Genomic DNA, 22,700 nt, shown 5'->3' with positions numbered 1-22,700 from the left:
AAACTCTTCAACGGCCCAAAAATGTTGCCGGTGGCAGGAATAAGCGTGAGTGAACGGGATACACAGAACCCTCTCGGTTCGGGGCCGCCCGGACCGCGCACGCGAAGTCCCGCCGACCCGTTCCGGACCGGAGTCCGGGGCGGGGCGACGGGACCGTCGTACCGACTGTGCCGTGCGGCGTGTCAGGCGATCGAGGGGTCGAGCAGGCCCGTCCGCAGCCGCTTGATGATGCGGGTGATGAGCCGGGAGACATGCATCTGCGAGATGCCGAGCTCCTCGCCGATCTGCGCCTGGGTGCGCTCCTCGACGAAGCGCAGGTGAATGATCCGGCGCTGACGGTCGTCGAGTTCGGCGATCAGCGGGGCCAGGGAGTTGAAGTCCTCGACCAGTTCCAGCGAGGCGTCCTCCTCCCCGATGAAGTCCGCGAGGACGGCCTCGCCGTCCGCGCCGCCGTCGGCCGTGAGAGCGGCGTCGAGGGACGAGGAGTTGTAGCCGTTCGACGCCTTGCGGGCCTCGATGACTTCTTCCTCGGACAGGCACATCAGCTCGGACAGTTCACGTGTGGTGGGCGTACGGCCGAGGCGGGTGCGCAGTTCCTCCGTCGCCTTGGCGAGTTCCACGCGCGCCTCCTGCAGCCGGCGCGGCACGTGGACGGCCCAGCTCGTGTCGCGGAAGAAGCGCTTGATCTCACCGACGATGTAAGGAACGGCGAAGGAGGTGAACTCGACCTCGCGGGACAGCTCGAAGCGGTCGATGGCCTTGATGAGCCCGATGGTGCCGACCTGGACGATGTCCTCCATCTCGCCCTGGCTGCGGCTGCGGAAGCGCGCCGCCGCGTACCGGACGAGGGAGAGATTCATCTCGATGAGGGTGTTGCGCGCGTACTGGTATTCGTGCGTGCCCTCCTCCAGGACGGCGAGCCGGTCGAAGAACTGGCGGGACAGCCCGCGTGCGTCCTTCGGGCTGATCTTCAGCGGCTCGTCGATCTGCGGAAGGATGCCCCCCTGGGCCGTCGCCGTCTGGTATGCCGTGTCCGTTGCCTTCGCTGCCGTCACGGCCGCCATGCCGTCCACCCCAAATCGTCCGAAGGAAATGATGACAGGGCCCGTCTGCCCTGCTTCACACCGCTCATGCCACCCGGCTCGGGAATTCCGCGGAACGCGTAGGTCCCGCCTCCTGCCGGGCGCCGGGTCAGGGTGTACTTCCGTCCGGGGACATCGTTCGGATGCGGGTCGGCGGCGTCAATTTCCGAACCGATCCCCGGATGGTTCTGCCGGGAATCCCGGGGCAGATGAGGAGTGTGCGCGGCCGACGCGGTGGCGCCATCGCGGCCGGGGCCCGGCTCGGACGTCGGGGCGGCCACGTAAAATGGGTTTCGGGGTGAGTCCGTGGGCATCGAGCAGCGAGTGGACGGAGCGCAGACGCGCTGCCCCTCGGTGTGCCTCGACGCGGGACCGCTCACTGGACGTCGGCCCCGGGGCGCGGTGGTCGCGGCATGACGGCGGCCACACTCTCCGGCGAACCCTTCGTCCACCCCGCGCTCATCTATCGCGGCGACCATGAGTACGTGGAAGGGACGACACGTTTCGTGTCGGACGGCGTAGCCGCAGGGGAGCCGGTGGCGGTGGCCGTTCCCGGCCCACGACTGGAGCTCATCAGAGGCGAACTGGGTTCGCTCGGCGCCGGCGTCCGCTGGATCGACATGACGCGGGCCGGCCGGAACCCGGGCCGGATCATCCCCTCCGTGCTGCGCGCGTTCGCCGACGCCCATCCCGGCGGCCATGTGCGGATCATCGGCGAACCCATCTGGGACGGCCGCACGGCGGTGGAGTACCCGGCCTGCGTCCAGCACGAAGCCCTGATCAACTCGGCGTTCGGCGGACGTGACGTGACGATCCTCTGTCCGTACGACGCGCGAGTCCTCCCGCTGGACGTGATCGCCGACGCCCATGCCACGCACCCCGTCGTGATCAGCGGCGGCCGGCAGAGCGCCAGCCCGGTCTACGACCCGGACGGCGTGCTGGCGCGCTACAACGAAGAGCTGCGCCACCCCCCAGGAGCGGCGACCGTACGTTTCGACGAGGAACTCCTGCCCGCCGCCCGCGACTTCGCGATGAGCGAGGCCCGGGAGCGTGGGATGGCACCGGCCCGTCTGCAGGACCTGAACCTCGTCGTGGCTGAGCTGACGACCAACAGCGTGGTGCACGGGGGCGGTTCGGGGACCTTGAGGATCTGGGCCGAGAGCGAGCAGATCGTGTGCGAGGTCCAGGACGAGGGGCGGCTGAGCGATCCGCTGGCCGGCCGGCATCCGGTGCGCCCCGATCAGATCGGCGGACGGGGTCTGTTCCTCGTGCACTACGTCTCGGACCTCGTCCGCGTACACACCGAGAACTCCGGAACGACCGTACGCAGCTACATCGCCCGCACCTGACCGTCCGGCGGCGGCATCGACCATGGGCCGCCGCCTTCTCCCGCCGCCACGGCACGAGCCCCGCCCTGCCGATCGCGCCGCCTCGCGGCCGTCGCGGAATTCCGGGCAGCGACTACCAGCGGTACCAGCGGCCACGACGGCCGCCGGACGCGCCCGGACGCGCCACGAATCCGACCAGCCAGACAACGAGCACGATGATCGCTGTCCACCACAGCACCTTGACGGCGAAACCGAATCCGAAAAGGAGCAGGGCGAGCAGAAGAACGAGAAGCAGGGGAACCATCGGTATCAACCTCCAGTGCCTTCGAGTGCCCTGGTTCCTTTGCGTCACACCTGATTTCGCGGCGCCGATCCGCGCTGTGCACGGTGGTGGAGTCGACGGGTGGGATTCGGCCTCGGAGATGACGTTGGGCCAAATAGGTTGTCTGGGGCGGCTGTTGCGAATGAAACGTGGTGAAACGGGCACACGGACGGAAACTCGAGAGAGGAGCCCTCGCCGTGCTCGTGCCCGACCCGAAGGTTGTCCGGAGGCTGCTGACGCGTTACGCGGCCCTGAAGATCGCGTACGCGGAGAAGGAGACGCTGGAGACGGCCCGCCGACTGGAGGACGTCACGTACACGCTCTGTGTGATGACGGGAACGACCAGCGTGCACGACGCCGTCGTCGCCGCCGACGCCATGCTCGTGGCCGGAGCGAAGGGGCGAGACGCGCAGCAGGGCGGACTGCTGGGGAATGGCACATCACCGGCAGTCCCGCCGAACGGGATGCCCGCGGTCACCTCGCCACTGCCCCAGCCGCACACCGAGGTGCGGACTTTGAACGGTCAGGGCGTCGGTATGCCCGGTCCGCTCTTCTGATGTTCCGGAGACTTCGTGAAGTGGGGGGTACCACACGGCCGGGTGGTACCCCCCACTTCATGCCGCACAACGCCATTCCATGCCTTGGTGAAGGGCTGAACGGTCCGTATTACTCGTCACGATGTCGCCAATACCAGACCAGACCCGCGACGAAAGCGCACAGGAACACGAGGGGCAGAATCAGTCCGGGGATCCGGGCCGCCGTCATGACGGGACTCCGACAGCGGAACAGGCCCATGGGGACCGGATGTTGGCCATTGCTTGTCGCTTTCGATGAGCTGCCGGCCACCGGGGTGCGTGGCGACGGGATCAGGCCCGACGGCGCTCGCGCCCAGGTGGCGATGGCTCAATGATGGCGGGAAGATCGGGAAACGGACCCGGCCGGGAACAGCTGGATCTGTGTGCGAGGCACTGGGCGCCCGGCCGCGCTCCTCTCCTTCGAACGGCTGAACTACCTTGTCGGGTCCCGCTCGTTCTCCTGCTGTGAGCATCGTCGAGGCGGAGATGAGGAATCGATGAGCCGACACCGCAAGGGCCGTAGGCACCGCAAGGTGAACATGACGCCGCGTCCGGTCGGACCGAGGAGATCACCGCGCGCAGTGCAGGAGCAGGCGAGCAGCCGTGACACCCGGGTGGCGCGGGCCAGGACTCCGATCCCCGAGCAGAACATGAGCGGGGAGAGGGTCGGCGTCGTCTCCAGGAAGGTGAGTGAAAGCGGTCTGAGCCGTCACGCCGTGCGCACCTGGCAGCGGTTGGCGGAAGCCGGTTCCGGCGGAGCCGAGGTCGCTGCGCTCAGCACGACCGTGGGCTTCCAACCCTCCACCGTGCTCGGGCACCTGAAGGGCCTGGCCGAACTCGGACTGGCCGAGGACCACGAGAGCGTGTGGCGGGCGACCGGCCCGGTGGAGGGCGCGGGGGTGTGTGAAGACGTACGGGCCTCCGCAGGGAGCATGTCCTAGGGCGGTGGCCTGAAGGGGGGCGCCTCCCCGGGTGACCCGCCCGGGCAGGCGCCCCTTGTCGTCCGCCGAGTCGCCTGTCGGCTGTCCCGTCGCCTCGAACGTCCGGCTGTCCCGTCGGCTCGAACGTCGATCTTCGGGTTGGAAGGCGGGTCGGATGCGGCGGATTGTCACGCGACGTAGTGTCGGGCGGCCTTCTCGGGGCATTCGGACTCCATCGCTTCGACGATCGACCATCCAATAAGGGAGACCTCATGCTCGGCATCGCTGCCGCCGTACTGCTGTTCATCGCATTCCTGATCAACGCCGCTGACATTTCGACCAATGACGTTTTCACGTCGACCAACGTCATGCTCATAGGGCTCGCCCTGCTCGCCCTTCATCTCTCCGGCGTCGGTGGCGGCTGGGCGACGCGCAGCCGTCGACGCTGAAGGCCGGGGCGGGGTCCCGTCGCCGGGGCGGCCGCGACGGCACTCGCCCGGACACCCCCGTTCGTCCCCGTCACGGGCGAGTTGTCGGCGGGGCGAGCTGGCGAGCTGACGGAGGAAGACATGACCGACGGAATCTGGTCTTACGCACCGGAGTTCAACCACCCCGAGATGCACGAACTGGCCGGTTACAGCGTCGAGGCGACCGACGGGACCATAGGACACGTCGACCGGCAGGCGGACGATTCCGGGATGCGGCACCTGGTCGTCGACACCGGTGTGTGGGTGTTCGGGAGGAGCGTGCTGGTACCCGTGGGTGTCGTCGCCCGCATCGACACGGACTCGCGGAAGATCACCGTCGCGTGCACCCGCGAGGAGGTGAAGTCGGCGCCCGCGTTCAAGACCGACCGCGAGACCCTCGACCCCGCGTACCTGTCCAGAGTCGGAAGCTACTACCGAGGCCTGCCGCCGAGGCGGCCCGCATGAGCGAGACGGTCCGCGGGGCGGAAACACGGGAGGCGGCCGCCCCGTGCCGGAGTCTCACCCAGGTACGGACCGGTAGTGGCCCCCAAGGGATCGCGCATGTCCGCTGAATCCGGGCCGAACGGCGCCGTCGAGGCGGTCCGCCCGGTGCGGCTGCGCCGGTACGGGCCACGGCTGCCCGCCCTCTGGTGGCAGGCGCTGCGCCGTACCCCGGTCTCGATGTGGAACGACGACGTCTCCGACTGGGCGGCCGCGCTGACGTACTACGCCATCCTGGCGATCCTTCCGGCCATGCTGGTCATGGTCATCGCCTTCGGTCTGATCAGCCCGGACACCGCGGAGCAGTTCATCGCGCACGTCACGGCGTACGCGCCGGCACAGTCGGGGGCGGAACTGCACCAGGCGCTGGGGGAGATGGTGCGGCAGCGATCCGCCGCGTGGACGCTTCTGGTCGCCGGTGCGGCGAGCGCGCTCTGGTCCGCCTCCAGCTACCTCGCGGTGTGCCGCCGGGCCCTGCACCGCATGCACGGCGTGGCGGACCGCCGCTCGGCCTGGCGCACCGCGCACCGTCTGGTGCTGACCGCGCTGGCGCTGCTCGGGCTGCTCGTCGTGAGCGCGCTCGTGCTGCTGCTGACCGGTCCCCTGGCCGAGGCCGTCGGTGGCGTCTTCGGGCTGGACGGCACGGTGGCCGTGGCCTGGGGTCTGCTCCGCTGGCCCCTGCTGATGTGCCTGGTCGCCCTGCTGGTCCTCGTCGTGTTCCACACAGGCCCGCTTCCCGCCCGCCGCCGTCGGCACAGCTTGCCCGGCGGCCTCCTGGCAGCCCTCCTCTGGCTCGGCGTCTCCGCCGGATTCGCGCTGTACGCCTCCGTCCTCGGCGCCTACAGCAGGCTCTACGGCTCTCTCGCCGGCCTCGTCGTCTTCCTCGTGTGGCTGTGGCTGTCCAACCTCGCGCTGCTGGCCGGCGCGCAGTTCACGGCCGAACTCAACGGGGCCGCGGCGGTGAGGAATCGGGCAACAGTTTGAGACTTGAAGGTTTGTTCCGGCGGGGACGGCGCACACGGACTGAGGAAGTCACATCCTGTACGGACGGTGGAGGAACTGTGGGAATCATCGCTTGGATTCTGATCGGGTTGCTTGCCGGTGCCATCGCCAAGCTGCTCATGCCGGGCAAGGACCCGGGCGGGCTCATCATCACCATGCTGATCGGTATCGCGGGAGGCCTGCTGGGCGGCTGGCTGGGCAAGGTCGTCTTCGGTGTCGACTCGATCGACGGGTTCTTCGACGTGCCGACCTGGATCGCCGCCATCGTCGGCTCGCTGATTCTGCTGGTTCTGTACCGGGCGCTGACGGGCAACCGCCGGTCGCACCGTCACGCGTAAGGGGCCGAGGGCCCTTTCGGCGCGTCATGACATACGGCCTGGGGCCGGCACCGGAGCTTTCGAGTGCCGGCCCCAGGCCGTACGTCGTCCCTCGGAACCCGTCCGTGTGAACCCGGCGGACATTTCGGAGTGCGCCCCCTCACGAGGGGTACCGGTGCGCCAAGCCGCGGGTTGGGAACAACAGTCCCGTGGGCCAGCACTCCTGGGGCGTCCCGGGACGCCTGGGGGGTGCGCGCAGGACTCGGTGGCCGCCTTCACACCGCGGCGGGGCCCTGCGATGATCACCGGAGAACGCGCGCGCCCGCCCGATCGCGGGCTCTTGCCCGCCGGACCCCGTTCCGGTCGACCGGCGCGGACGCGACGCCGCCCGTGAGGAGCCCGAGTGACGTACGACGTCGGCGCACTGCGCGCCGAGATCCCCGCCCTGCTGTCCGGTGTCGCGCACTTCGACGGCCCGGGCGGAACACAGACCCCGGCCCCGGTCGCCCGGGCGATCGCGGGCGCACTCACCGGCCCGCTATCGATCCGGGGACACCTGACACCGGGAGAGGAGAACGCGGAGGGTCTCGTCCAGGGGTTCCGGCAGGCCGTGGCCGACCTCGTGGGAGGCCACCCCTCCGGGGTCGTCTTCGGGCGCAGCGCCACCCAGCTCACGTACGACTTCTCCCGAGCGCTCGCGAAGGACTGGGCCTCTGGTGACGAGGTCGTCGTCAGCCGTCTCGACCATGACGCGAACATCCGCCCCTGGCTCCAGGCGGCCGAGCGTGCCGGAGCCCGCGTGCGCTGGGCGGACTTCGATCCGGTGACGGGCGAACTCCCGCCCGCGGCGGTGGGCGACCTGCTGACCGAGCGCACCCGGCTGGTCGCGGTCACCGGCGCCTCGAACCTGATCGGGACCGTGCCCGACATCGCCGAGATCTCCCGGCTGGTCCACGGACGCACGCGGGCGCTCCTCTACGTGGACGGGGTGCACTACGCGGCGCACGCGTTCGTGGACATGGCGCGGCTCGGTGCCGACTTCTTCGTGTGCTCGCCCTACAAGTTCCTCGGCCCGCACCACGGTGTCCTGGCCGCCTCTCCGGGACTGCTGGAGACGCTGCGGCCGGACAAGCTGCTGCCGTCCACCGACGCGGTTCCCGAGCGCTTCGAACTCGGAACGCTGCCCTACGAACTGCTCGCCGGCACGACCGCCGCGATCGACCTCCTCGCCGGGCTCGCCACGGACACGACGGGCGGGCGCAGGGACCGTCTACGGTCGGCCTTCGCGGCGATCGAGCGGCACGAGGGTGCGCTGCGCGAGCGGTTGGAGGCGGGCCTGGCGGCATTGCCCGGCGTCACGGTCCGCTCCCGGGCGGCCGAACGCACACCCACCCTGCTGCTGACCTTCGACGGCCGGGACGCGGCCGACGCCTATCCGTTCCTGGCGGGCCGCGGTGTGCACGCGCCCGCCGGATCGTTCTACGCGGTCGAGGCGTCCCGGCACCTCGGCCTCGGCGACACCGGTGGCCTTCGGGTCGGTCTCTCGCCGTACAACGACAAGGACGATGTCGAACGCCTTCTGGACGGCCTGGCCGCTTTCCTGCGGTCGTAGTTGTAGTCGTAGTTGTCGAGGGCGGGGCCGGCGCGGCGCCGTGTCGGGCCAGTTGTCCGGCGCGGCGATCAGGCGGAGGGCTCCGGCCAGGTGACGCGGGCGGTGCCGGCTCGGGCGCCGGTCACGCCACCGGCGTGACGCTTCGCGCGCGCGAGGGCGCAAGCGCCCAGCGCACGGCCGATGTGAAGGCGCCGCCGAGCGGACGTACACACACGCTGTCCACCAACTGCAGCCGGGGAAGCCGCAGTTCGGCAGCGGCCCAGGAGGGCAGCAGGGACACCGCGTTCGCGGCCAGCACCCCGTACGGGAGGCGGGCGACGAGCGGCACCGGCGGATTCAGCAGGAGGAACCGCGCGGCATCGCGTGCCTCCGGCGTCGCCCGTACCTCGCCGCGGTACGCGGTCAGCCGCTCCGCGAGCTCGGCACGGTTCCTCGGCGGGTCCAGGACGCCCAGCGCGGCGGCGACGCGGGCCGTGTCCGCCACGTACGCGTCGCAGTCGGCGCCGGACAGCGGACGCGCGCCGTACCGCTGATGCGCGCGCAGGAAACTGTCGATCTCCGCGACGTGCACCCACCCGAGGAGGTGCGGATCCGCCGCGCGATACGCCGTTCCCTCGGAGGTCACCCCGCGCACCCGCTGATGGACCGCCCGTACCCGGTCGCAGGCTTCCTGGGCGCTCTCGGCCGTCCCGTACGTCGTCACCGCGAGGAAGGTGCTCGTGCGCTGGAGTCGTCCCCAGGGATCCCCGCGGAAGCCTGAGTGAGCGGACACGGCGGCCATGGCGAGCGGGTGGAGCGACTGGAGCAGCAGCGCGGAGAGCCCGCCGATGAACATCGACGCGTCCCCGTGCACCGTGCGGATGGGACGGTCCGGGCCGAACCAGCGGGGTCCGGGCGTGCCGTGGATCAGCGCGCGGTTCTTCGGCCCCTCCGGGCCCGCGACCCGGGCGAACAGGGCGCTGGCCAGCCGTTCCCGCACTCCGCTGCCGTCCGGTCCGGTCAGTCTCATGGGCGATGGCCTCCCTCCGCGGCCCGGCGGGTACAGCCCGCCGCGGTGGCTTCCGGGGCTGCGCACAGCGGCGGAATCACTCTTCAGCATCGCCGACCTCACGGAGGAAAGTCCACGGCGTGCCCGCTCGGATCACGTTCCGTGGCCCGTGACGCGGTTCGCCGCCGGCCCAGGGGTACGGCTCACAGGGCGATGCGCGTGCCCCATGCCTCCGCGCGGGCGACGGCGTGCGCGACGTGGGCGGCCGCCACGTCCAGGGCGGCATGCCCGGTGGACTTGAACAGGGTGAGTTCGCCGTCGTCGCGCCGACCGGGGTGTTCGCCGCCCAGGACCGACCCGAGGAGGGTCACGGAGCGCTCGGGCGGGAGGTCCTGCAACTCGTGGGCGCCGGAAGGGGGCGGGGTCGTGGCGGCGCCGTGCCATTCGGCGAACAGGGTGGCGTCCCGGACGGTGTCGGCGTCCAGCTCCGGCCCGTGGGAGCCGCCCACCGAGCTGATGTGCGCGCCGGGGGCGAGCCAGGCGTGACGGACCACCGGCCGCACGGCGCCGGTGCAGCAGAACACCGTGTCGGCCCCGCGCACCGCGTCCTCGATGCCGCCCGCGACCCGGCCGGCGGGGTGGAGCGCGGCGGCGCTCTCGGCACGCCGCGGATGGCGGCCCGCGACGAGGACGGGGGTCGTGGGATCCAGGGCCGCGAGCAGCGCGATCTGGGCACGCGCCTGGGCGCCGGTTCCGATGACGGCGACCCGCGTGCCGTCCGGACGGGCCAGGGCCCGAGCGCTCAGTGTGGCGGTCGCCGCGGTGCGGATCTCGGTGAGGGGCTCGGCGTCCATCAGGGCCAGCGGGCGGCCGTCCGCCGCGTCGAAGAGAGCGACGATTCCCCGGTGGCTGCTGCGCCCGGGCCGTGCCGGGTCGGCGAACACGGAGACGAGCTTGGCCGCGAGCCCGAGTCCGGGCACATGGCCGGGCATCGCACCGAGCAGGCCTCCCGGGGCGTGGGCCGCGATCCGCGGCGGCGCGGAGACCTCGTCACGCCCGATGGCGACGAGGGCCGTCGCCACGGCGTCCAGGACGCGGCGGGGATCGAGTGCGGCGCGTGTCTGCGCCCCGTCGAGGAAGAGGATCTCGCTCATGCCGGACCTTCGGTGGACGTGGACGTGGACCGGGAGGTGGACGTGCAGGTGGGCTGGGACCCGGACACGGGCTGGTACGAGGCCGGTCCGGGGGCTTCGCGGGCTTCGGGGGTTCCGGAGACTTCGAGAGGGCCGGGGTCGGAGAGGATCCGTGCCAGCTCGTCCGTCGCCTCGCGCAGCCGCTCCCGCAGGCCGGGCAGCCGGGCCTCGTCGAACTCCGGGCCCAGGCCGACCAGGGTGAGCGCGCAGACGGGCGCGCCCGGACGCGTGACCACCGCACGGGCGAGCGAGGCGACCGGCTGCTCGTTGCGACCGTACTCGACGGCGAATCCGGTCCGTTCGGTGCGCTCGATGTCGGCGAGCAGCCCGTCGGGTCCGCCCATCGGGTACCCGCTCTCCTCCGCGGTGCGCAGGTAGGGGTCCCGGTCGGCCGGCGCGAGGGCGGCGACGAGGGCGAGCGGACCGGCGAACCGGTGGACGGGCAGGGCCTCACCGGTCAGACGGCTGATCATCGCCAGGCGGTCGGGTCGTACGACATCGATCACACGGGAGCGGTCGACCTCCGGCACCTGAAGGTTGACCATCATGCCGGTGCGCTCGGACAGCGCCTCGAGAACCGGTCGGGCGAGCGCCCCGAGGGAGTTCCTGGCCGCCGAGGACGACAGTTGCAGGACCGCAGTGCCGGGCAGATAGCGATCTCCGGCGCGCAGCACCCATCCGCGCCGGACCAGGTCGACGAGAACGCGATAGGCGGTCGCGCGATGCAGACCGACCTCCTCGGCCAGGTCGGTGAGGCGCGGCGGACGGGGCGCGCGGGCCACGGCCTCGACCAGGTCCAGGGCCTTGTCCACGGCGGTACGGGGTGCTGCGGGCACTTCCGGCCCCTTCTTGTGGCGTCGTGAGATGCGAGCGTACGGTAGCGCGTGTTTCGGGAGACGATACGCCTGTTACGTAGAGCGTAACAACGTTCAGACAGAGCTACTACGAGGTGAAGATGACGGACGAGGCTTCGGGCGCACCGGCCCCGCACGCACCCGCGGTGAAGGGAGCCGTCGCGGTGTACCGCGGCGCGACGCTGTTCGACGGAACCGGGCGGCCGGCCCGGACCTCGACGTCGATCGTGATCGACGGCCCGGTCATCCGCGCCGTGGGGGACGACGCGGCGATCGCCGAGGACCTGCCCGCCGACGCCCAGGTCTTCGACCTCGACGGGCGCTTCGTCGTCCCCGGCCTGATCGACGCGCACCAGCACCTCGCGACGCCGCCCGACCGGCCCGCCGCCGAGGCGGTGCTGCGCCGCCTCGTCTACGGCGGGGTCACGGCGATCCGCGACATGGCGGACGACCTGCGTCAGGTGGGCGACCTGGCGAGGGCCACGCTTGTCGGCGAGATCCCCGGCCCCGACATCCGGTTCGCCGCGCTGATGGCGGGCCCCGGTTTCTTCGACGACCCGCGCACCCACCAGGTGTCCCAGGGCGAGACCCCCGGCGCCGTGCCGTGGATGCAGGCGATCACCGAGGACACCGACCTGCGGCTGGCCGTCGCCCTGGCGCGCGGAACCCACGCCGCCGCGATCAAGGTGTACGCGGATCTCGACCACGCCACCGTCGCCGCGATCACCGCGGAGGCGCACCGCCAGGGCATCCCGGTCTGGGCCCACGCCACCGTCTTCCCGGCCACGCCCGGCCAGATCGTGCTGGCCGGCGCGGACAGCGTCTCGCACGTCACCCTCCTCGCCTTCGAGGGCACGGACGGACCGCTGACGAGCTACAAGAACAAGCCGCGGGTCGAGTACGAACGGTTCGCCGCCGGCGACGATCCCCGTATCGAGGAGCTCTTCGCCCTGATGCGTCAGCGGGGCACCGTCCTCGACGCGACCGCGGGCATGTGGGCGAGCGAGGCACTCGCGGGCGACGGTCCCGAGGACGCGGCGCGGGCGGCGGCCAACACCGAACTCGCCGCCGTGCTCACCGCCCAGGCGCACCGCGCCGGTGTGGACATCGCGGCCGGCACGGACTACGAGACCGACCCCAAGGACCCCTTCCCCGCTCTGTACGAGGAGTTGGACTTCCTTGTCCGCCGCTGCGGGATGTCGCCCGAGCAGGTGCTGCGCTCGGCCACGCTGATCGGTGCCCGCAGCGCCGGCGCCGAGGACGTCATGGGAAGCGTCGAAGCGGGCAAGCTCGCCAACTTCGTCGTCCTGGAGGACGATCCGCTGCTGGACATCGGGCATCTGCGCAGCGTCACGCTGACCGTCAAGCGCGGCCGTCGCTTCGAGCGGCGTGAGTTCGAGCGCACCGTCCCCGGCGTCGAGCGGCCCGGCCGCGTCCGGACCCCCGAGGCCGTGGAGCCCGCGGCGACCCACCCTGTCGAGGAGACCCGATGACCGCCCTCCCCATGATCATCAACGCGCTCGGGCAGCTCGACAATCCGAACGCGGCCCGGTCGGCCGAGGCCGTAGCGCAGCTCAACCCGTCCAGCGAGCAGATGACCATCGACGCCCGCACCCTGGCCGACGCCCATGCCTCGGGCCTCACCGCCGTGAACATCACGCTCGGCTACACGATGGGCGATCTGCCGCCGTACGAGCACACGCTGCACGAGATCGCCGTCTGGGACGGGATCATCCGGGACAACGCGGCCGACCTCCTCAAGGTCCGTACGGTCGCCGACCTCCACCGGGCCAGGGAGGAAAGCCGGATCGGCGTCATCTACGGCTTCCAGAACGCCGTCGCGGTCGGCGAGGACACCGGGCGGGTCGCCACCTTCGCCGACCTGGGCGTGCGGGTCGTCCAGCTCACGTACAACCAGGCCAACCACATCGGCGACGGCTCGATGGCACCCGCCAACGGGGGGCTGACCGACTTCGGCCGGAGCGTCGTCGAGGCCCTCGACGAGCACCACCTCATGATCGACCTCTCCCACAGCGGTGAGCGCACCTGCCTCGACGCCGCGAAGACGGCGCGGCGCCCCGTGTCGATCAACCACACCGGGTGCCGGGCGCTCGCCGACCTCCCGCGCAACAAGACGGACGAGGAACTGCGCCTGGTGGCCTTGCGCGGCGGCTTCGTGGGCATCTACTTCATGCCGTTCCTCAGCATGTCGGGTCATGCGACGGCCGCGGACGTCGTGGAGCACATCGTCCACGCGGTCGACGTGTGCGGCGAGGACCATGTCGGCATCGGCACCGACGGGACCGTCACGTCCGTCGACGACCTCGACGCCTACCGCGCGCATCTCGCCGAGCACGTGGCCCTGCGACGCGAGGCCGGCGTCGGCGCGGCGGGGGAGCGCGACGACACGCTTCCCTTCGTCCTCGACCTGCGCGGAGTGGACCAGTTCCGGGAACTGATCCGCCTCCTGGAACAGCGCGGCTACACCTCCGGGCGTATCGAGAAGATCCTCGGCAGGAACTTCCTGGACTACGCCGGCCGGGTGTGGGCCCCGGAGGTCTCCAGGTAGCCGAGTCCGGCCACCGTCACCGCACCCGTCGACTGTCATCCAAAGGCCGGCAGCCCCGTCACCCGTACGCGTACGAGCAGGCTCTCGGCCGAGACCGTTGCGGCTGTCGCCTCGCCGCTCGCGTCCGGGGTCGGTGCCGGCGTGGCCTCCCCGGGCGTGCCGCTCGGGGAGGGGGTCGGTGAGCCGGACGCCTCACCGGCCGGGGCGGCGGGAGTGACGCGCGGAGGTGCCGCACTGGCCCGGCCGCCCGGCGAGACGGCCGAGGGGGAGGGGGTCGCGCTCGCGCCACGGCGAGGCGGCCGCTCCTCCTGGGACCCGGGGGCGCCGACCCGTCGGGCGGTGTCCGGGCCGTCCGTCGGAAGGGTCGCCGACCCGGCGGGCAGCCCGTGCGGACTCGAGGGGGCACTCCCACGCGCCACGGGTGACGCGGACGGGGTGCCCGTGGGGCGCGGGGCGACACGCGCCGCGGCGTCGGCGGCCGAGGGGTTCTTGTGCGCCTTCCGTACCCCGTTCGGCAGGGGAAGCCAGGGCGCTGCCGAGTCGCCCCCGCTCACCAGGGTCGCGAGGGTCGTGGCGAAGCAGACGCAGGAGACGGCGACCATCCAGCCCATGCTGCGGAGCCAGGAGCGCCGCCGCCCGCTCTCGTCGACGAACACGGCCCCTTCGCCGGGCGCCACGACTTCTGTCCGGCTCCGTCCCGCACACGTCGACGCCCCCGTGATCCCTGCCATGCACCGCTCCTTGACGTTCCCGGTCGCCGGCCGGCGACTGCGCGCTGATTCGGATGGCGACTCCGCGCTGATCCTGAGATACGAAAGTGATCGCTCGTTGACTCATTCCGACCGGTTGTGATGCATCTGGGGCAGGTTCGGTTCGAGTGGGCGGCTACGGAATCGAGCGTCGCAACGGTGGAATCGATTGCTGACGCGATCGAATCGATTGTTTGACCTTGCCGGAACGACGTATGCGTTCGTAGCATTGCTGAATCCGTTCACCGACAGAGGAGTCGCTCGATGGACCGCACCCGCCTGCAGCAGCTCCTGGCGCGTGAGAGCGCCGAGGCCGAGCGCCGCAACCCGCGGTCCAGGGCCGCTTACGAGCGTGCCGACCATCTGTTCGGAAGGGTTCCGATGACCTGGATGAACAAGAACGCGGGGGCCTTCCCGCGCTACCTGGACACCGCGCGCGGGGCCCGTATCACCGACATCGACGGCCACGAGTACATCGACTTCTGTCTCGGCGACACGGGTGCGATGGCCGGTCACTCACCGGAGGTCGTCGCCGAGGCGGTGCGGACCCGGTTCGCCGAGAGCGGCGGCGCGACCGCGATGCTTCCCACCGAGGACGCGGAGTGGGTGGGAGCCGAACTGACCCGCCGCTTCGGACTCGCGCGCTGGAGCTTCTCGCTCACCGCGACCGACGCCAACCGCTGGTCCATCCGGCTCGCACGGGCGGTCACCGGCCGCCCGAAGATCCTGGTGAACAGCTACAGCTACCACGGCAGCGTCGACGAGTCGCTGATCGTGGTCGGCCCGGACGGGCACGGCACGGCCCGCCCCGGAAACGTCGGCGCCCCCTGCGACGTCACCCTCACCAGCCGCGTCGCCGAGTTCAACGACCTGGCGCAGCTGGAGCGCGAACTCGCCCACGGCGACGTCGCCGCCGTCCTCATGGAACCCGCGCTCACCAACATCGGCATCGTGCTGCCCGAGCCGGGCTACCTGGAGGGCGTCCGCGCGCTCACACGCCGGTACGGGACCCTCCTCATCAACGACGAGACGCACACCTTCTCCGCGGGCCCCGGCGGCTGCACCGCCGCCTGGGGCCTGGAGCCGGATCTGCTCACCATCGGCAAGGCGATCGGCGGAGGGATCCCGGCTGGCGCGTACGGGCTCTCGGCCGAACTCGCCGAGAAGCTGCTGGGCCGCGCCGACCTGGACCTGGTGGACATGGGCGGCGTCGGCGGCACCCTCGCCGGGAACGCCCTGTCCGTGGCCGCGATGCGGGCGACCCTGGAACACGTCCTCACCGACGCGGCGTTCGACACGATGGCGAAGCTCTCCGAACGCTTCGAGGCCGGGGTGCGGGCGGGCATCGAGAAGTGGGCGCTGCCGTGGTCGGTGAGCCGGCTCGGAGCCCGCACCGAGTACCGGTTCGCCGACCCCGCGCCGCGCACCGGAACGGAATCGGCCGCGGCGGCCGACACCGAGCTGGAGGACTACCTCCACCTGTATCTCGCCAACCGGGGCATCCTGCTGACCCCGTTCCACAACATGGCGCTCATGTGCCCGGCGACCACCGAGGTGGACGTGGACCGGCACACCGAGGTCTTCGCCGCCGCCCTGACCGAACTGGTCGGCTGAACCCCGCAGTCCGTATTGCGACCGGGCAACCGGAGAGGAACAGCGTGGACGAGATCGACCGGGCCATCCTGCGTGAACTGCAGGTCGACGGCCGCATCGCCTATGCCGAACTCGGCCCCAAGGTCGGGCTGTCCGCGTCGGCGGCCCGCCAGCGCCTGCAACGCCTGCTCGACTCGCAGGCGGTCCAGGTCGTCGGCGTCACCGACCCGATGGGCATGGGCGGCCAGGCGATGGCCCTGCTCGGCATCGCCGTCGACGGCGATCCCCGAGCGGTCGCCGACGCGCTGGCCGAACGGCCCGAGGTCGTCTACTCGGTGCTGACCTCGGGCGGCTTCGACCTGTTCGCCGAGGTGGTCTCCCCGGGCCCGCGGGATCTGCTGGACTTCGTCAACGACGTCGTACGGCCGATCGAAGGCGTCCGGCAGGTGCAGTCGTTCCCCTACTTCGGGATCCACACGCACCGGTTCCTGTGGAACGTGGGCTGACGCGCCCTTCGCCGCGGCTACCGCGCCACGCCGCTCGACACCTTCTTGCCGGGCGTGGAGGTCCGCACCCCTAGCGGACGGGCCAGACCGATCACCCCTTCGTCCAGGCGCTGGAGATGCCGCAGCACCCGACCGGTGACGCGGTCGTGGCGGGGCGCGTCCGGCGTCTGCGGCTCCAGCATGGCGGCGAGGCTCGGCCCGGTCTCGGCGACGCCGTCGACGGCGTCGTCCTCGACCCGCGCGACGAGGACATCGATGTTGTGGCTGATCCGGCGGCCCGCCTGCTTGAGCCGCGCGTCCGCCGCGACCGTCCTGCTGTACGGAAGGAGTTCGGCCGTCGCCGCCAGCGACCGCGCGTGATAGGCGCACGTCTCCAGCAGGGCGACGATGTAGCGGGCGGTCTGACGGCGAGCCCGCCACGGAGTGATCGGGTGGGTCAACGGTTTGGTGGAGGCCCGCAGATCGTCCAGCGCCTTGTCCAGATCGCGGGCCTTGTCGAGCAGATCGAGGGCGATCCCGCCGCTCAGCTGCTCCACGGCCGCACCGCTGACCTCCCCGAGCCGGATGAGCACGGTGGCGAGGAGTTCGTCCGTACGGCGGTCGGTGGGCACCGGAAGCACCACGGCGGCCGCGATCACCCCGCAGACCGCACCGAGCGCGGTCTCCTCGATGCGCAGGACGAGCACCGCCGAACTGTAGGTGTTGAGCAAGGTGTACAGCAGTCCCAGCATCGCCGTGACGAAGAAGGAGGTCAGGGCGTATGACACCGGGGCGCTGAAGTACATGGCGAAGATGAACAGCAGTACCAGCGCGAACGCGGTCCAGGTGTGGTCGCCCACCACACCCGCCAGCGCGACACCCGCGATGACGCCGAGCACCGTGCCCAGCAGTCGGCGATAGCCCTTGACCAGGATCTCCCCGGTCGAGGAGGTGTTCAGGAAGACGACCCAGCAGGTCAGCACCGCCCAGTACCACCGCTGCGGGGAGAGCAGCTCCCCGCCGACGATGGCCAGGGCCGAGCCCACCGAGACCTGCACCGCCGCCCGGGTCGTGGGCCGGTCCAGCCCCCGGGGGTGCGGCTCGTCCCGCTCCTCCTCGGCACCGATGGCGACGTCCTCGGCGTCCAGTTCCTCGCGGGAACGTGTCGTCTCGGGCGAGTCGTCGGACTCGTCCTCGGGTCCGTCGAGCGCCAGCCGCAGCCCGAGGGCGGAGCGTGCCACCTCTCCGATGCCGCGGAAGACATCCTGCACGGCCGCCGGGGCACGGGGCAGATTCTCCTCGTCCCGGTAACCGAGCAGCCGGTTGCGCACCTGTGCCACCCCGGCGCCGTGCTCCACGGAGGAGGGGCTGGTGACCAGCAGCCGCAGCGCGTCGAGATCACGGCGCAGCGTCGCGGTCGTGTCGTCCTGCGCCCGGAGCCGGTCCCCGGGCGCGGGCAAGGGCGCGTCCGGCAGGTGCAGGGTGAGCGTGTCGGCGCTTTCGGCGCTGCGCGCGGTGAGGATCAGGAGGCCGAGCCGCTCGGCGGCGATCTCCGCATCGGCGATCCGCCGCTGGAGCAGCGATGCAGTCGTACTGTCGCTGGTCCCCTCCTCCAGGCGGCTCTGGATCATCATCGCGCTCTCGTGCAGCCGCGCGGTGTGCAGTCGTACGGCCTCCAGAGCCTCCTCGACCCCGTCGGGACCGGCGTCGAGCAGGTCCGTCTGGGCGGACACCAACTGGCCCACGCGGGCCCGGAACGCCTTGCGAAGCCGCTTGAGGACGCGCTCGGGCGCCTCTGCGACGAGGACGAAGCGGGCCACCGCGCTGCAGGCGAAAGCGATGACCAGGGTGGCGTACAGCCCGGGAAGGGCGGCAAGGCCTACTCCGACGAACAGGGAAATGATGTAGGTCTGGAAGCCGATCAGCCCGAGTGCCGTACCCCGATCACCGTACCGGCGGCAGTAGACCGCGACGAAGATGAGCGCGATGAAGCACACGTCGCCCGCGACCACGTAGTTGCCCAGCAGCGCGCCCAGCGACATCGTCACGACCGCCACGGGCAGTCCCAGCGCCAGCGTGCGGGCCTGCTCTCGGCGCTGCTTCTCCTTGATGGCGAACGTCGCGACCATGGCGGTCGTGGCGCCGGGCACCATCTGAGCGACATCGGCTCCGAGCAGGCCGAGAACGGCGAGCGCGAGGGCGACGGCGCCGACGGTCCGCAGTCCGGCCATGAGTCGCAGCAGACCCGGGTCGGATGCCACGAACCGGTCCCAGATGCCCGCCCGAGTCGGCCGTGTCACTGTCCTCACGCTGCCGCTTTTCCCCGCTCCCGCGTCATGATCCGGAACTCCAGCATGGCACTTGAGGTGCCCTGCGACGAGTCTCCCCGTCCGGAGGCGGTCGCGCAGGCGGGCGGGGTTCGGCATGCGGACACCGCCGTCGTACGACGACAGCGTCCGACTCCTTGTGGGAGCGCTCCCAAGCCGTCAGGATGCCGCTCATGGACCCTTTGCCGATCATTCGCGCCTGCCGGCCCACCGACCGTGCCGCCGTCGCCGACATCTGTGTGAGCACCGCGGACGAGGGAGGGGATTCGCGTGCCCGGTATCCCGACGAGGAGTTGATGCCCGCGATCTTCGCGGCGCCCTACTGTCATCTGGAGCCCGAACTGGCCTTCGTCCTGGACGACGGGAGCGGCCGGGCGGTCGGTTATGTCATCGGTACCGGGGACACCGCGGAGTTCGTCGCCCGGTTCCGCGACACCTGGATCCCGCGTGTCGCGGACCGCTATCCCGCACCCACGGCTCCGCCCCGCACGCCCGGTGAGGAGATGGTCGGACTGCTGCACACCCCGGAGCGCATGATCCTGCCCGAACTCGCCGACTATCCTGCGCACTTGCACATCGACCTGTTGCCGGGCTTCCAACGGCGCGGCTACGGAAGAGCGTTGATGAACACCTTCCTGGCCGCACTGCATGACCGTGGGGTGCCCGCCGTACACCTGGGGATGGTCACCGCCAACAGGTCCGCGCGGGCGTTCTACGACCGTCTCGGCTTTCACGAGCTCCCCGTCGAGGACCCCGGACCGCTCACCTACCTGGGCAGGTCGACGGTGGTCGAGGACGCGCCGCGCGTTGAAGGGCCGCTGAGCCTGCCCGCGACGGAAGGCTCCGAGGGCCGTTGAGAGTTTCGGTACGGCGCACGGCGTGCGCTCCGGTTCCGGCGGACAGGGGACTGCCGGAACCGGAGCGGGCACGGCGCGAACCTCAGCGTGCGGCCGCGGCCGTTTCCGGCGTGGCCGCGGGGCCGGCCTTGTCGCCGCCGACGGCCGCGCGGGCCGCCGGGATCACGGCGGCGATGGCGGCGGCCACCAGGGCGACGGCACCACCGATGACGAGGCCCGTGCGGAAACCGCTCTCGGAGGTGAAGGTGTAACCGGCCGCGGTGGTCGTCATCTGGGCGAGGACGACGCCGACGACCGCCGCGCCGACCGAGGTGCCCAGGGAACGCATCAGGCTGTTGAAGCCGTTGGCGGCGGCGGTCTCGGAGAGCGGGACCGAGCTCATGATCAGGGCGGGCATCGCACCGTAGGCGAGCCCCACGCCGCTGTTGATGACCATGCCGGTCAGCATGAGACCCCAGGGTGTACCCATGAGGGCCAGCGAGAGTCCGTAGCCGAGAGCGATGACGAGGACACCGGAGATCAGCGTGAACTTCGGGCCGCGCGCGTCCGTCAGCTTCCCGCCGAGCGGGGAGACGATCATCATCATGATGCCGCCGGGTGCCATCCACAGGCCTGCCGCGAGCATCGACTGGCCCAGGCCGTATCCGGTGGCGTCGGGGAACTGGAGCAGCTGCGGGATGATCAGCATGCTGGCGTACATGCCGAATCCGACGAAGATCGAGGCGACGTTGGTGAGCAGGACCCGGGGGCGGGCCGTGGTGCGCAGGTCGACCAGCGGGTCCTTGGTGCGCAGCTCCCAGGCACCCCAGGCGGTCAGGACCACCACGGCGGAGACGAACAGGCCGAGCGTCGTCGCGGAACCCCAGCCCCAGTCGGCGCCCTTGGAGACGCCGAGGAGCAGGCAGACCAGGCCGACGCCGAGCCCGAGCGCGCCGAGGACGTCGAAGCGCTGACCCTTGGTGTCGGCCGGCACGTCCGGGATGAGGAACCAGATCAGCGCTCCGATCGCGACGGCGAGCACGGCGGAGCCCCAGAACAGCACGCGCCAGTTGGCGTACTGGGCGACCGCCGCGGAGATGGGCAGGCCGAGGCCGCCGCCGATGCCCATGGAGGCGCTGACCAGCGCGATGGAGGAACTCAGCTTCTCGGCCGGCACCACGTCGCGCAGCAGGGCGATACCCAGCGGGATCATGCCCATGCCCATTCCCTGCAGGCCCCGCCCGACGATCATCGGGGCGACGGACGAGGAGAGCGCGCACACGACGGAGCCCACCACGAGCGGGACGGAGCAGGCGAGCAGCATCCGCCGCTTGCCCAGCAGGTCGCCCAGACGGCCGGAGACCGGGACGCAGACGGACGCGACCAGCAGGGTGACGGTGATCACCCAGGCGGAGTTCGCGGGCGTGGTGTGCAGGATCTGCGGCAGCTCGGCGATGAGCGGAGTGACCAGCGTCTGCATGATCGCCGCCACGGTGCCGGCGAAGGCGAGCGTGGCGACCACGCCGCTTGCTCGGGCGTTGGGCTGGGGGGCGTCCATGGGGGACTCCTCGGATCTGTCTGCGGGGCAAGGGATGTGCATCGTACATGCCGTATGTATCGCGCATGTGATGTGGCTCATGCATGCGATGTGGCCCGTGCACGCGGGTGTGGGACCATGGAGCCAGGCCGTACCGCTGTGCGCGGGACGCGCGGCTCAGGGGACAGCGGGAGGCGGCAGGCGGATGGTCAGGCCCACACACGAGGTCGAGTACGAGCAGATGCTCCTCAGCCGCCACGGATGGATGAACCACAGGGGCGGCCGCATCAAGGACGGCGTCCTGGAGCGCAGCGCCTACATCCTGCTCAGCCGGATCCGGATGCAGGGGCCGATGTCGATCGGTGAACTGAGCGACGCTTTCGGGCTCGACGCCTCGACCCTCAACCGGCAGACCGCGGCGGCGATGCGTGCCGGGCTCGTCGAGCGCATCCCCGATCCCGATGGCGGCATGGCCCGCAAGTTCCGCATCACGGACGAGGGCGCGCGGCTCCTCGACCAGGAACGGCAGGGGCTGATCAGTTCCCTGGACCGTGTGATGGCCGACTGGCCGGAGGAGGACATCGCCGCCTTCGCCTCCTATCTGCGGCGCTTCAACACCGACATCGAGCGCATCGGCGGACGGCCCTGGCCGCGCCCGTGAACCCGAGGTCCAACTGCCGCCGGACCGACGCGTCGTAGCGGAAAACCCGATGACGCGTCGACACACCGCCTCCTACGATCATCCGCATGAACAGTGCCGGGGGACTGCTGAACGTCGTCGATGTCGAGGCGACCTGCTGGGAGGGCCCGCCCCCGCCCGGAGCCGTGAGCGAGATCATCGAGATCGGTCTGACGGTCGTCGATCTGGACAAGGGCGTACGGGTGGAGAAGCACCGCCTGTTGGTGCGGCCCGCCCGGTCGACCGTCAGCGCCTTCTGCACCGACCTGACCGGGCTGACCCAGGGCGAGGTCGCGGAGGGGCTCGATTTCGCCGAAGCCTGCCGGGAGTTGGCCGCGCGTCACCGTGCGGGGGAGCGGCCGTGGGCGAGTTGGGGGGACTACGACCGTCATCAGTTCACCCGTCAGTGCGCCGCCACGACGACCCCGTATCCGTTCGGCCGGCTGCACACCAACGCCAAGGCGCTCTTCACCACCGCTCACGGACTGCGCAAACGGCCCGGTATGGCCCAGGCCCTGCGTCTCGCGGAACTGCCCCTGGAGGGCAGACATCACCGGGGCGAGGACGACGCGTGGAACATCGCCGCCCTGATCCTGGGGCTTGCCGAGCGGGGGGCCTGGCCGGACGGCCGTGGGGCGCGGGGCTAGCGCCGTGGGTCGCGGGTCCAGGTGAGGAGTGCCGCCGGTTCACTCCGAAGGGTTGTTTCGTCGAGGGTCGCGGCGAACGGGGTGTGGGTGACGGTGCCCGGGGGAGAACCTGGGCCG

23 protein-coding genes are annotated in these 22,700 nt (G+C 71.1%); 15 read left to right on the top strand and 8 right to left on the bottom strand.

Annotated elements, in window-relative coordinates; translation table 11 throughout:
- Positions 1-182: 182 nt before the first annotated feature.
- Positions 183-1,064 carry an RNA polymerase sigma factor SigF gene (locus tag ABZX90_RS17875; protein WP_351120858.1) on the bottom strand — a complete coding sequence of 294 codons (882 nt, stop codon included), beginning with the start codon at positions 1,062-1,064 and terminating at the stop codon, positions 183-185.
- Between the two features lie 431 nt (positions 1,065-1,495).
- Here ABZX90_RS17875 and ABZX90_RS17870 point away from each other — a divergent pair, with 431 nt between their 5' ends.
- Positions 1,496-2,431, top strand: coding sequence for a sensor histidine kinase (locus tag ABZX90_RS17870; RefSeq protein ID WP_351120860.1), 936 nt, complete (start codon positions 1,496-1,498; stop codon positions 2,429-2,431).
- Positions 2,432-2,543: 112 nt separating this feature from the next.
- On the opposite strand, the gene ABZX90_RS17865 is transcribed toward ABZX90_RS17870, so the two are convergent.
- On the bottom strand, positions 2,544-2,714 hold the full coding sequence (locus tag ABZX90_RS17865) for a hydrophobic protein (protein WP_351120862.1): 171 nt from the start codon (positions 2,712-2,714) through the stop codon (positions 2,544-2,546).
- A 215-nt stretch (positions 2,715-2,929) separates the two neighbouring features.
- Here ABZX90_RS17865 and ABZX90_RS17860 point away from each other — a divergent pair, with 215 nt between their 5' ends.
- The 7 genes from ABZX90_RS17860 to ABZX90_RS17830 all read left to right on the top strand — a co-directional run bounded on the left by ABZX90_RS17860 (position 2,930) and on the right by ABZX90_RS17830 (position 8,126).
- The gene (locus ABZX90_RS17860; protein WP_351120864.1) at positions 2,930-3,289 is read left to right on the top strand and encodes a DUF5133 domain-containing protein; all 360 of its coding nucleotides are present in this window, start codon (positions 2,930-2,932) and stop codon (positions 3,287-3,289) included.
- A gap of 599 nt (positions 3,290-3,888) precedes the next feature.
- Positions 3,889-4,248 (top strand): hypothetical protein, encoded by a 360-nt coding sequence (locus tag ABZX90_RS17855; protein ID WP_355205890.1) that lies wholly within the window; start codon positions 3,889-3,891, stop codon positions 4,246-4,248.
- A gap of 251 nt (positions 4,249-4,499) precedes the next feature.
- On the top strand, positions 4,500-4,676 hold the full coding sequence (locus ABZX90_RS17850; protein ID WP_266754985.1) for a hypothetical protein: 177 nt from the start codon (positions 4,500-4,502) through the stop codon (positions 4,674-4,676).
- Positions 4,677-4,796: 120 nt separating this feature from the next.
- Positions 4,797-5,159 carry a PRC-barrel domain-containing protein gene (locus ABZX90_RS17845; RefSeq protein WP_355205886.1) on the top strand — a complete coding sequence of 121 codons (363 nt, stop codon included), beginning with the start codon at positions 4,797-4,799 and terminating at the stop codon, positions 5,157-5,159.
- Positions 5,160-5,255: 96 nt separating this feature from the next.
- The gene (locus ABZX90_RS17840; RefSeq protein WP_355205883.1) at positions 5,256-6,179 is read left to right on the top strand and encodes a YihY/virulence factor BrkB family protein; all 924 of its coding nucleotides are present in this window, start codon (positions 5,256-5,258) and stop codon (positions 6,177-6,179) included.
- 77 nt (positions 6,180-6,256) lie between these two features.
- Entirely contained in the window at positions 6,257-6,535 is a 279-nt protein-coding gene (locus tag ABZX90_RS17835) for a GlsB/YeaQ/YmgE family stress response membrane protein (protein WP_355205880.1), read from the top strand.
- A gap of 382 nt (positions 6,536-6,917) precedes the next feature.
- Positions 6,918-8,126: a cysteine desulfurase-like protein gene (locus ABZX90_RS17830; RefSeq protein WP_355205877.1), complete on the top strand. Its 1,209-nt coding sequence runs from the start codon at positions 6,918-6,920 to the stop codon at positions 8,124-8,126.
- Positions 8,127-8,247: 121 nt separating this feature from the next.
- Here the strand turns inward: ABZX90_RS17830 and ABZX90_RS17825 are convergent, their stop codons facing one another.
- From ABZX90_RS17825 to ABZX90_RS17815, 3 genes are all read right to left on the bottom strand, one after another.
- Positions 8,248-9,135 carry an oxygenase MpaB family protein gene (locus ABZX90_RS17825; protein ID WP_355205874.1) on the bottom strand — a complete coding sequence of 296 codons (888 nt, stop codon included), beginning with the start codon at positions 9,133-9,135 and terminating at the stop codon, positions 8,248-8,250.
- A 182-nt stretch (positions 9,136-9,317) separates the two neighbouring features.
- A complete protein-coding gene (locus ABZX90_RS17820) occupies positions 9,318-10,268 on the bottom strand; it encodes an ornithine cyclodeaminase family protein (protein WP_355205871.1) in 951 nt (316 codons plus the stop codon).
- Positions 10,265-11,143, bottom strand: coding sequence for a helix-turn-helix domain-containing protein (locus tag ABZX90_RS17815; protein ID WP_355205868.1), 879 nt, complete (start codon positions 11,141-11,143; stop codon positions 10,265-10,267). The genes ABZX90_RS17820 and ABZX90_RS17815 overlap by 4 nt, the downstream gene beginning before the upstream one ends.
- A gap of 119 nt (positions 11,144-11,262) precedes the next feature.
- Between ABZX90_RS17815 and ABZX90_RS17810 the strand changes: the two genes are divergently transcribed.
- Positions 11,263-12,654, top strand: coding sequence for an amidohydrolase family protein (locus ABZX90_RS17810; RefSeq protein ID WP_355205865.1), 1,392 nt, complete (start codon positions 11,263-11,265; stop codon positions 12,652-12,654).
- Positions 12,651-13,730 (top strand): membrane dipeptidase, encoded by a 1,080-nt coding sequence (locus ABZX90_RS17805; RefSeq protein WP_355205862.1) that lies wholly within the window; start codon positions 12,651-12,653, stop codon positions 13,728-13,730. Before ABZX90_RS17810 ends, ABZX90_RS17805 begins: the two co-directional genes overlap by 4 nt.
- A 35-nt stretch (positions 13,731-13,765) precedes the next feature.
- Here ABZX90_RS17805 and ABZX90_RS17800 read toward each other — a convergent pair whose 3' ends face one another.
- On the bottom strand, positions 13,766-14,461 hold the full coding sequence (locus ABZX90_RS17800) for a hypothetical protein (RefSeq protein ID WP_355205859.1): 696 nt from the start codon (positions 14,459-14,461) through the stop codon (positions 13,766-13,768).
- Positions 14,462-14,743: 282 nt separating this feature from the next.
- On the opposite strand from ABZX90_RS17800, the gene ABZX90_RS17795 reads away from it, so the two are divergent.
- Positions 14,744-16,093: a transaminase gene (locus ABZX90_RS17795; protein WP_351120888.1), complete on the top strand. Its 1,350-nt coding sequence runs from the start codon at positions 14,744-14,746 to the stop codon at positions 16,091-16,093.
- A 44-nt stretch (positions 16,094-16,137) separates the two neighbouring features.
- On the top strand, positions 16,138-16,578 hold the full coding sequence (locus ABZX90_RS17790) for an Lrp/AsnC family transcriptional regulator (RefSeq protein ID WP_351120890.1): 441 nt from the start codon (positions 16,138-16,140) through the stop codon (positions 16,576-16,578).
- A 17-nt stretch (positions 16,579-16,595) separates the two neighbouring features.
- On the opposite strand, the gene ABZX90_RS17785 is transcribed toward ABZX90_RS17790, so the two are convergent.
- Positions 16,596-18,788: an FUSC family protein gene (locus ABZX90_RS17785; RefSeq protein ID WP_351121251.1), complete on the bottom strand. Its 2,193-nt coding sequence runs from the start codon at positions 18,786-18,788 to the stop codon at positions 16,596-16,598.
- Positions 18,789-19,057: 269 nt separating this feature from the next.
- Here ABZX90_RS17785 and ABZX90_RS17780 point away from each other — a divergent pair, with 269 nt between their 5' ends.
- Complete coding sequence (locus ABZX90_RS17780) at positions 19,058-19,741, top strand: GNAT family N-acetyltransferase (protein WP_355205855.1); 684 nt, start codon at positions 19,058-19,060, stop codon at positions 19,739-19,741.
- Between the two features lie 82 nt (positions 19,742-19,823).
- Here ABZX90_RS17780 and ABZX90_RS17775 read toward each other — a convergent pair whose 3' ends face one another.
- A complete protein-coding gene (locus ABZX90_RS17775; RefSeq protein ID WP_355205853.1) occupies positions 19,824-21,278 on the bottom strand; it encodes an MFS transporter in 1,455 nt (484 codons plus the stop codon).
- Positions 21,279-21,462: 184 nt separating this feature from the next.
- Between ABZX90_RS17775 and ABZX90_RS17770 the strand changes: the two genes are divergently transcribed.
- Together ABZX90_RS17770 and ABZX90_RS17765 are read left to right on the top strand one after the other, a co-directional pair.
- On the top strand, positions 21,463-21,918 hold the full coding sequence (locus ABZX90_RS17770; protein WP_351120896.1) for a MarR family transcriptional regulator: 456 nt from the start codon (positions 21,463-21,465) through the stop codon (positions 21,916-21,918).
- Positions 21,919-22,004: 86 nt separating this feature from the next.
- Positions 22,005-22,583 (top strand): 3'-5' exonuclease, encoded by a 579-nt coding sequence (locus ABZX90_RS17765; RefSeq protein WP_355205850.1) that lies wholly within the window; start codon positions 22,005-22,007, stop codon positions 22,581-22,583.
- The last annotated feature ends 117 nt before the right edge of the window (positions 22,584-22,700 follow it).

Origin of the sequence: Streptomyces sp. NPDC002935, from assembly GCF_040611295.1 — a bacterium.
In the GTDB taxonomy this organism is placed as follows: domain Bacteria; phylum Actinomycetota; class Actinomycetes; order Streptomycetales; family Streptomycetaceae; genus Streptomyces.
This window is presented reverse-complemented; position numbering and strand designations above follow the sequence as displayed.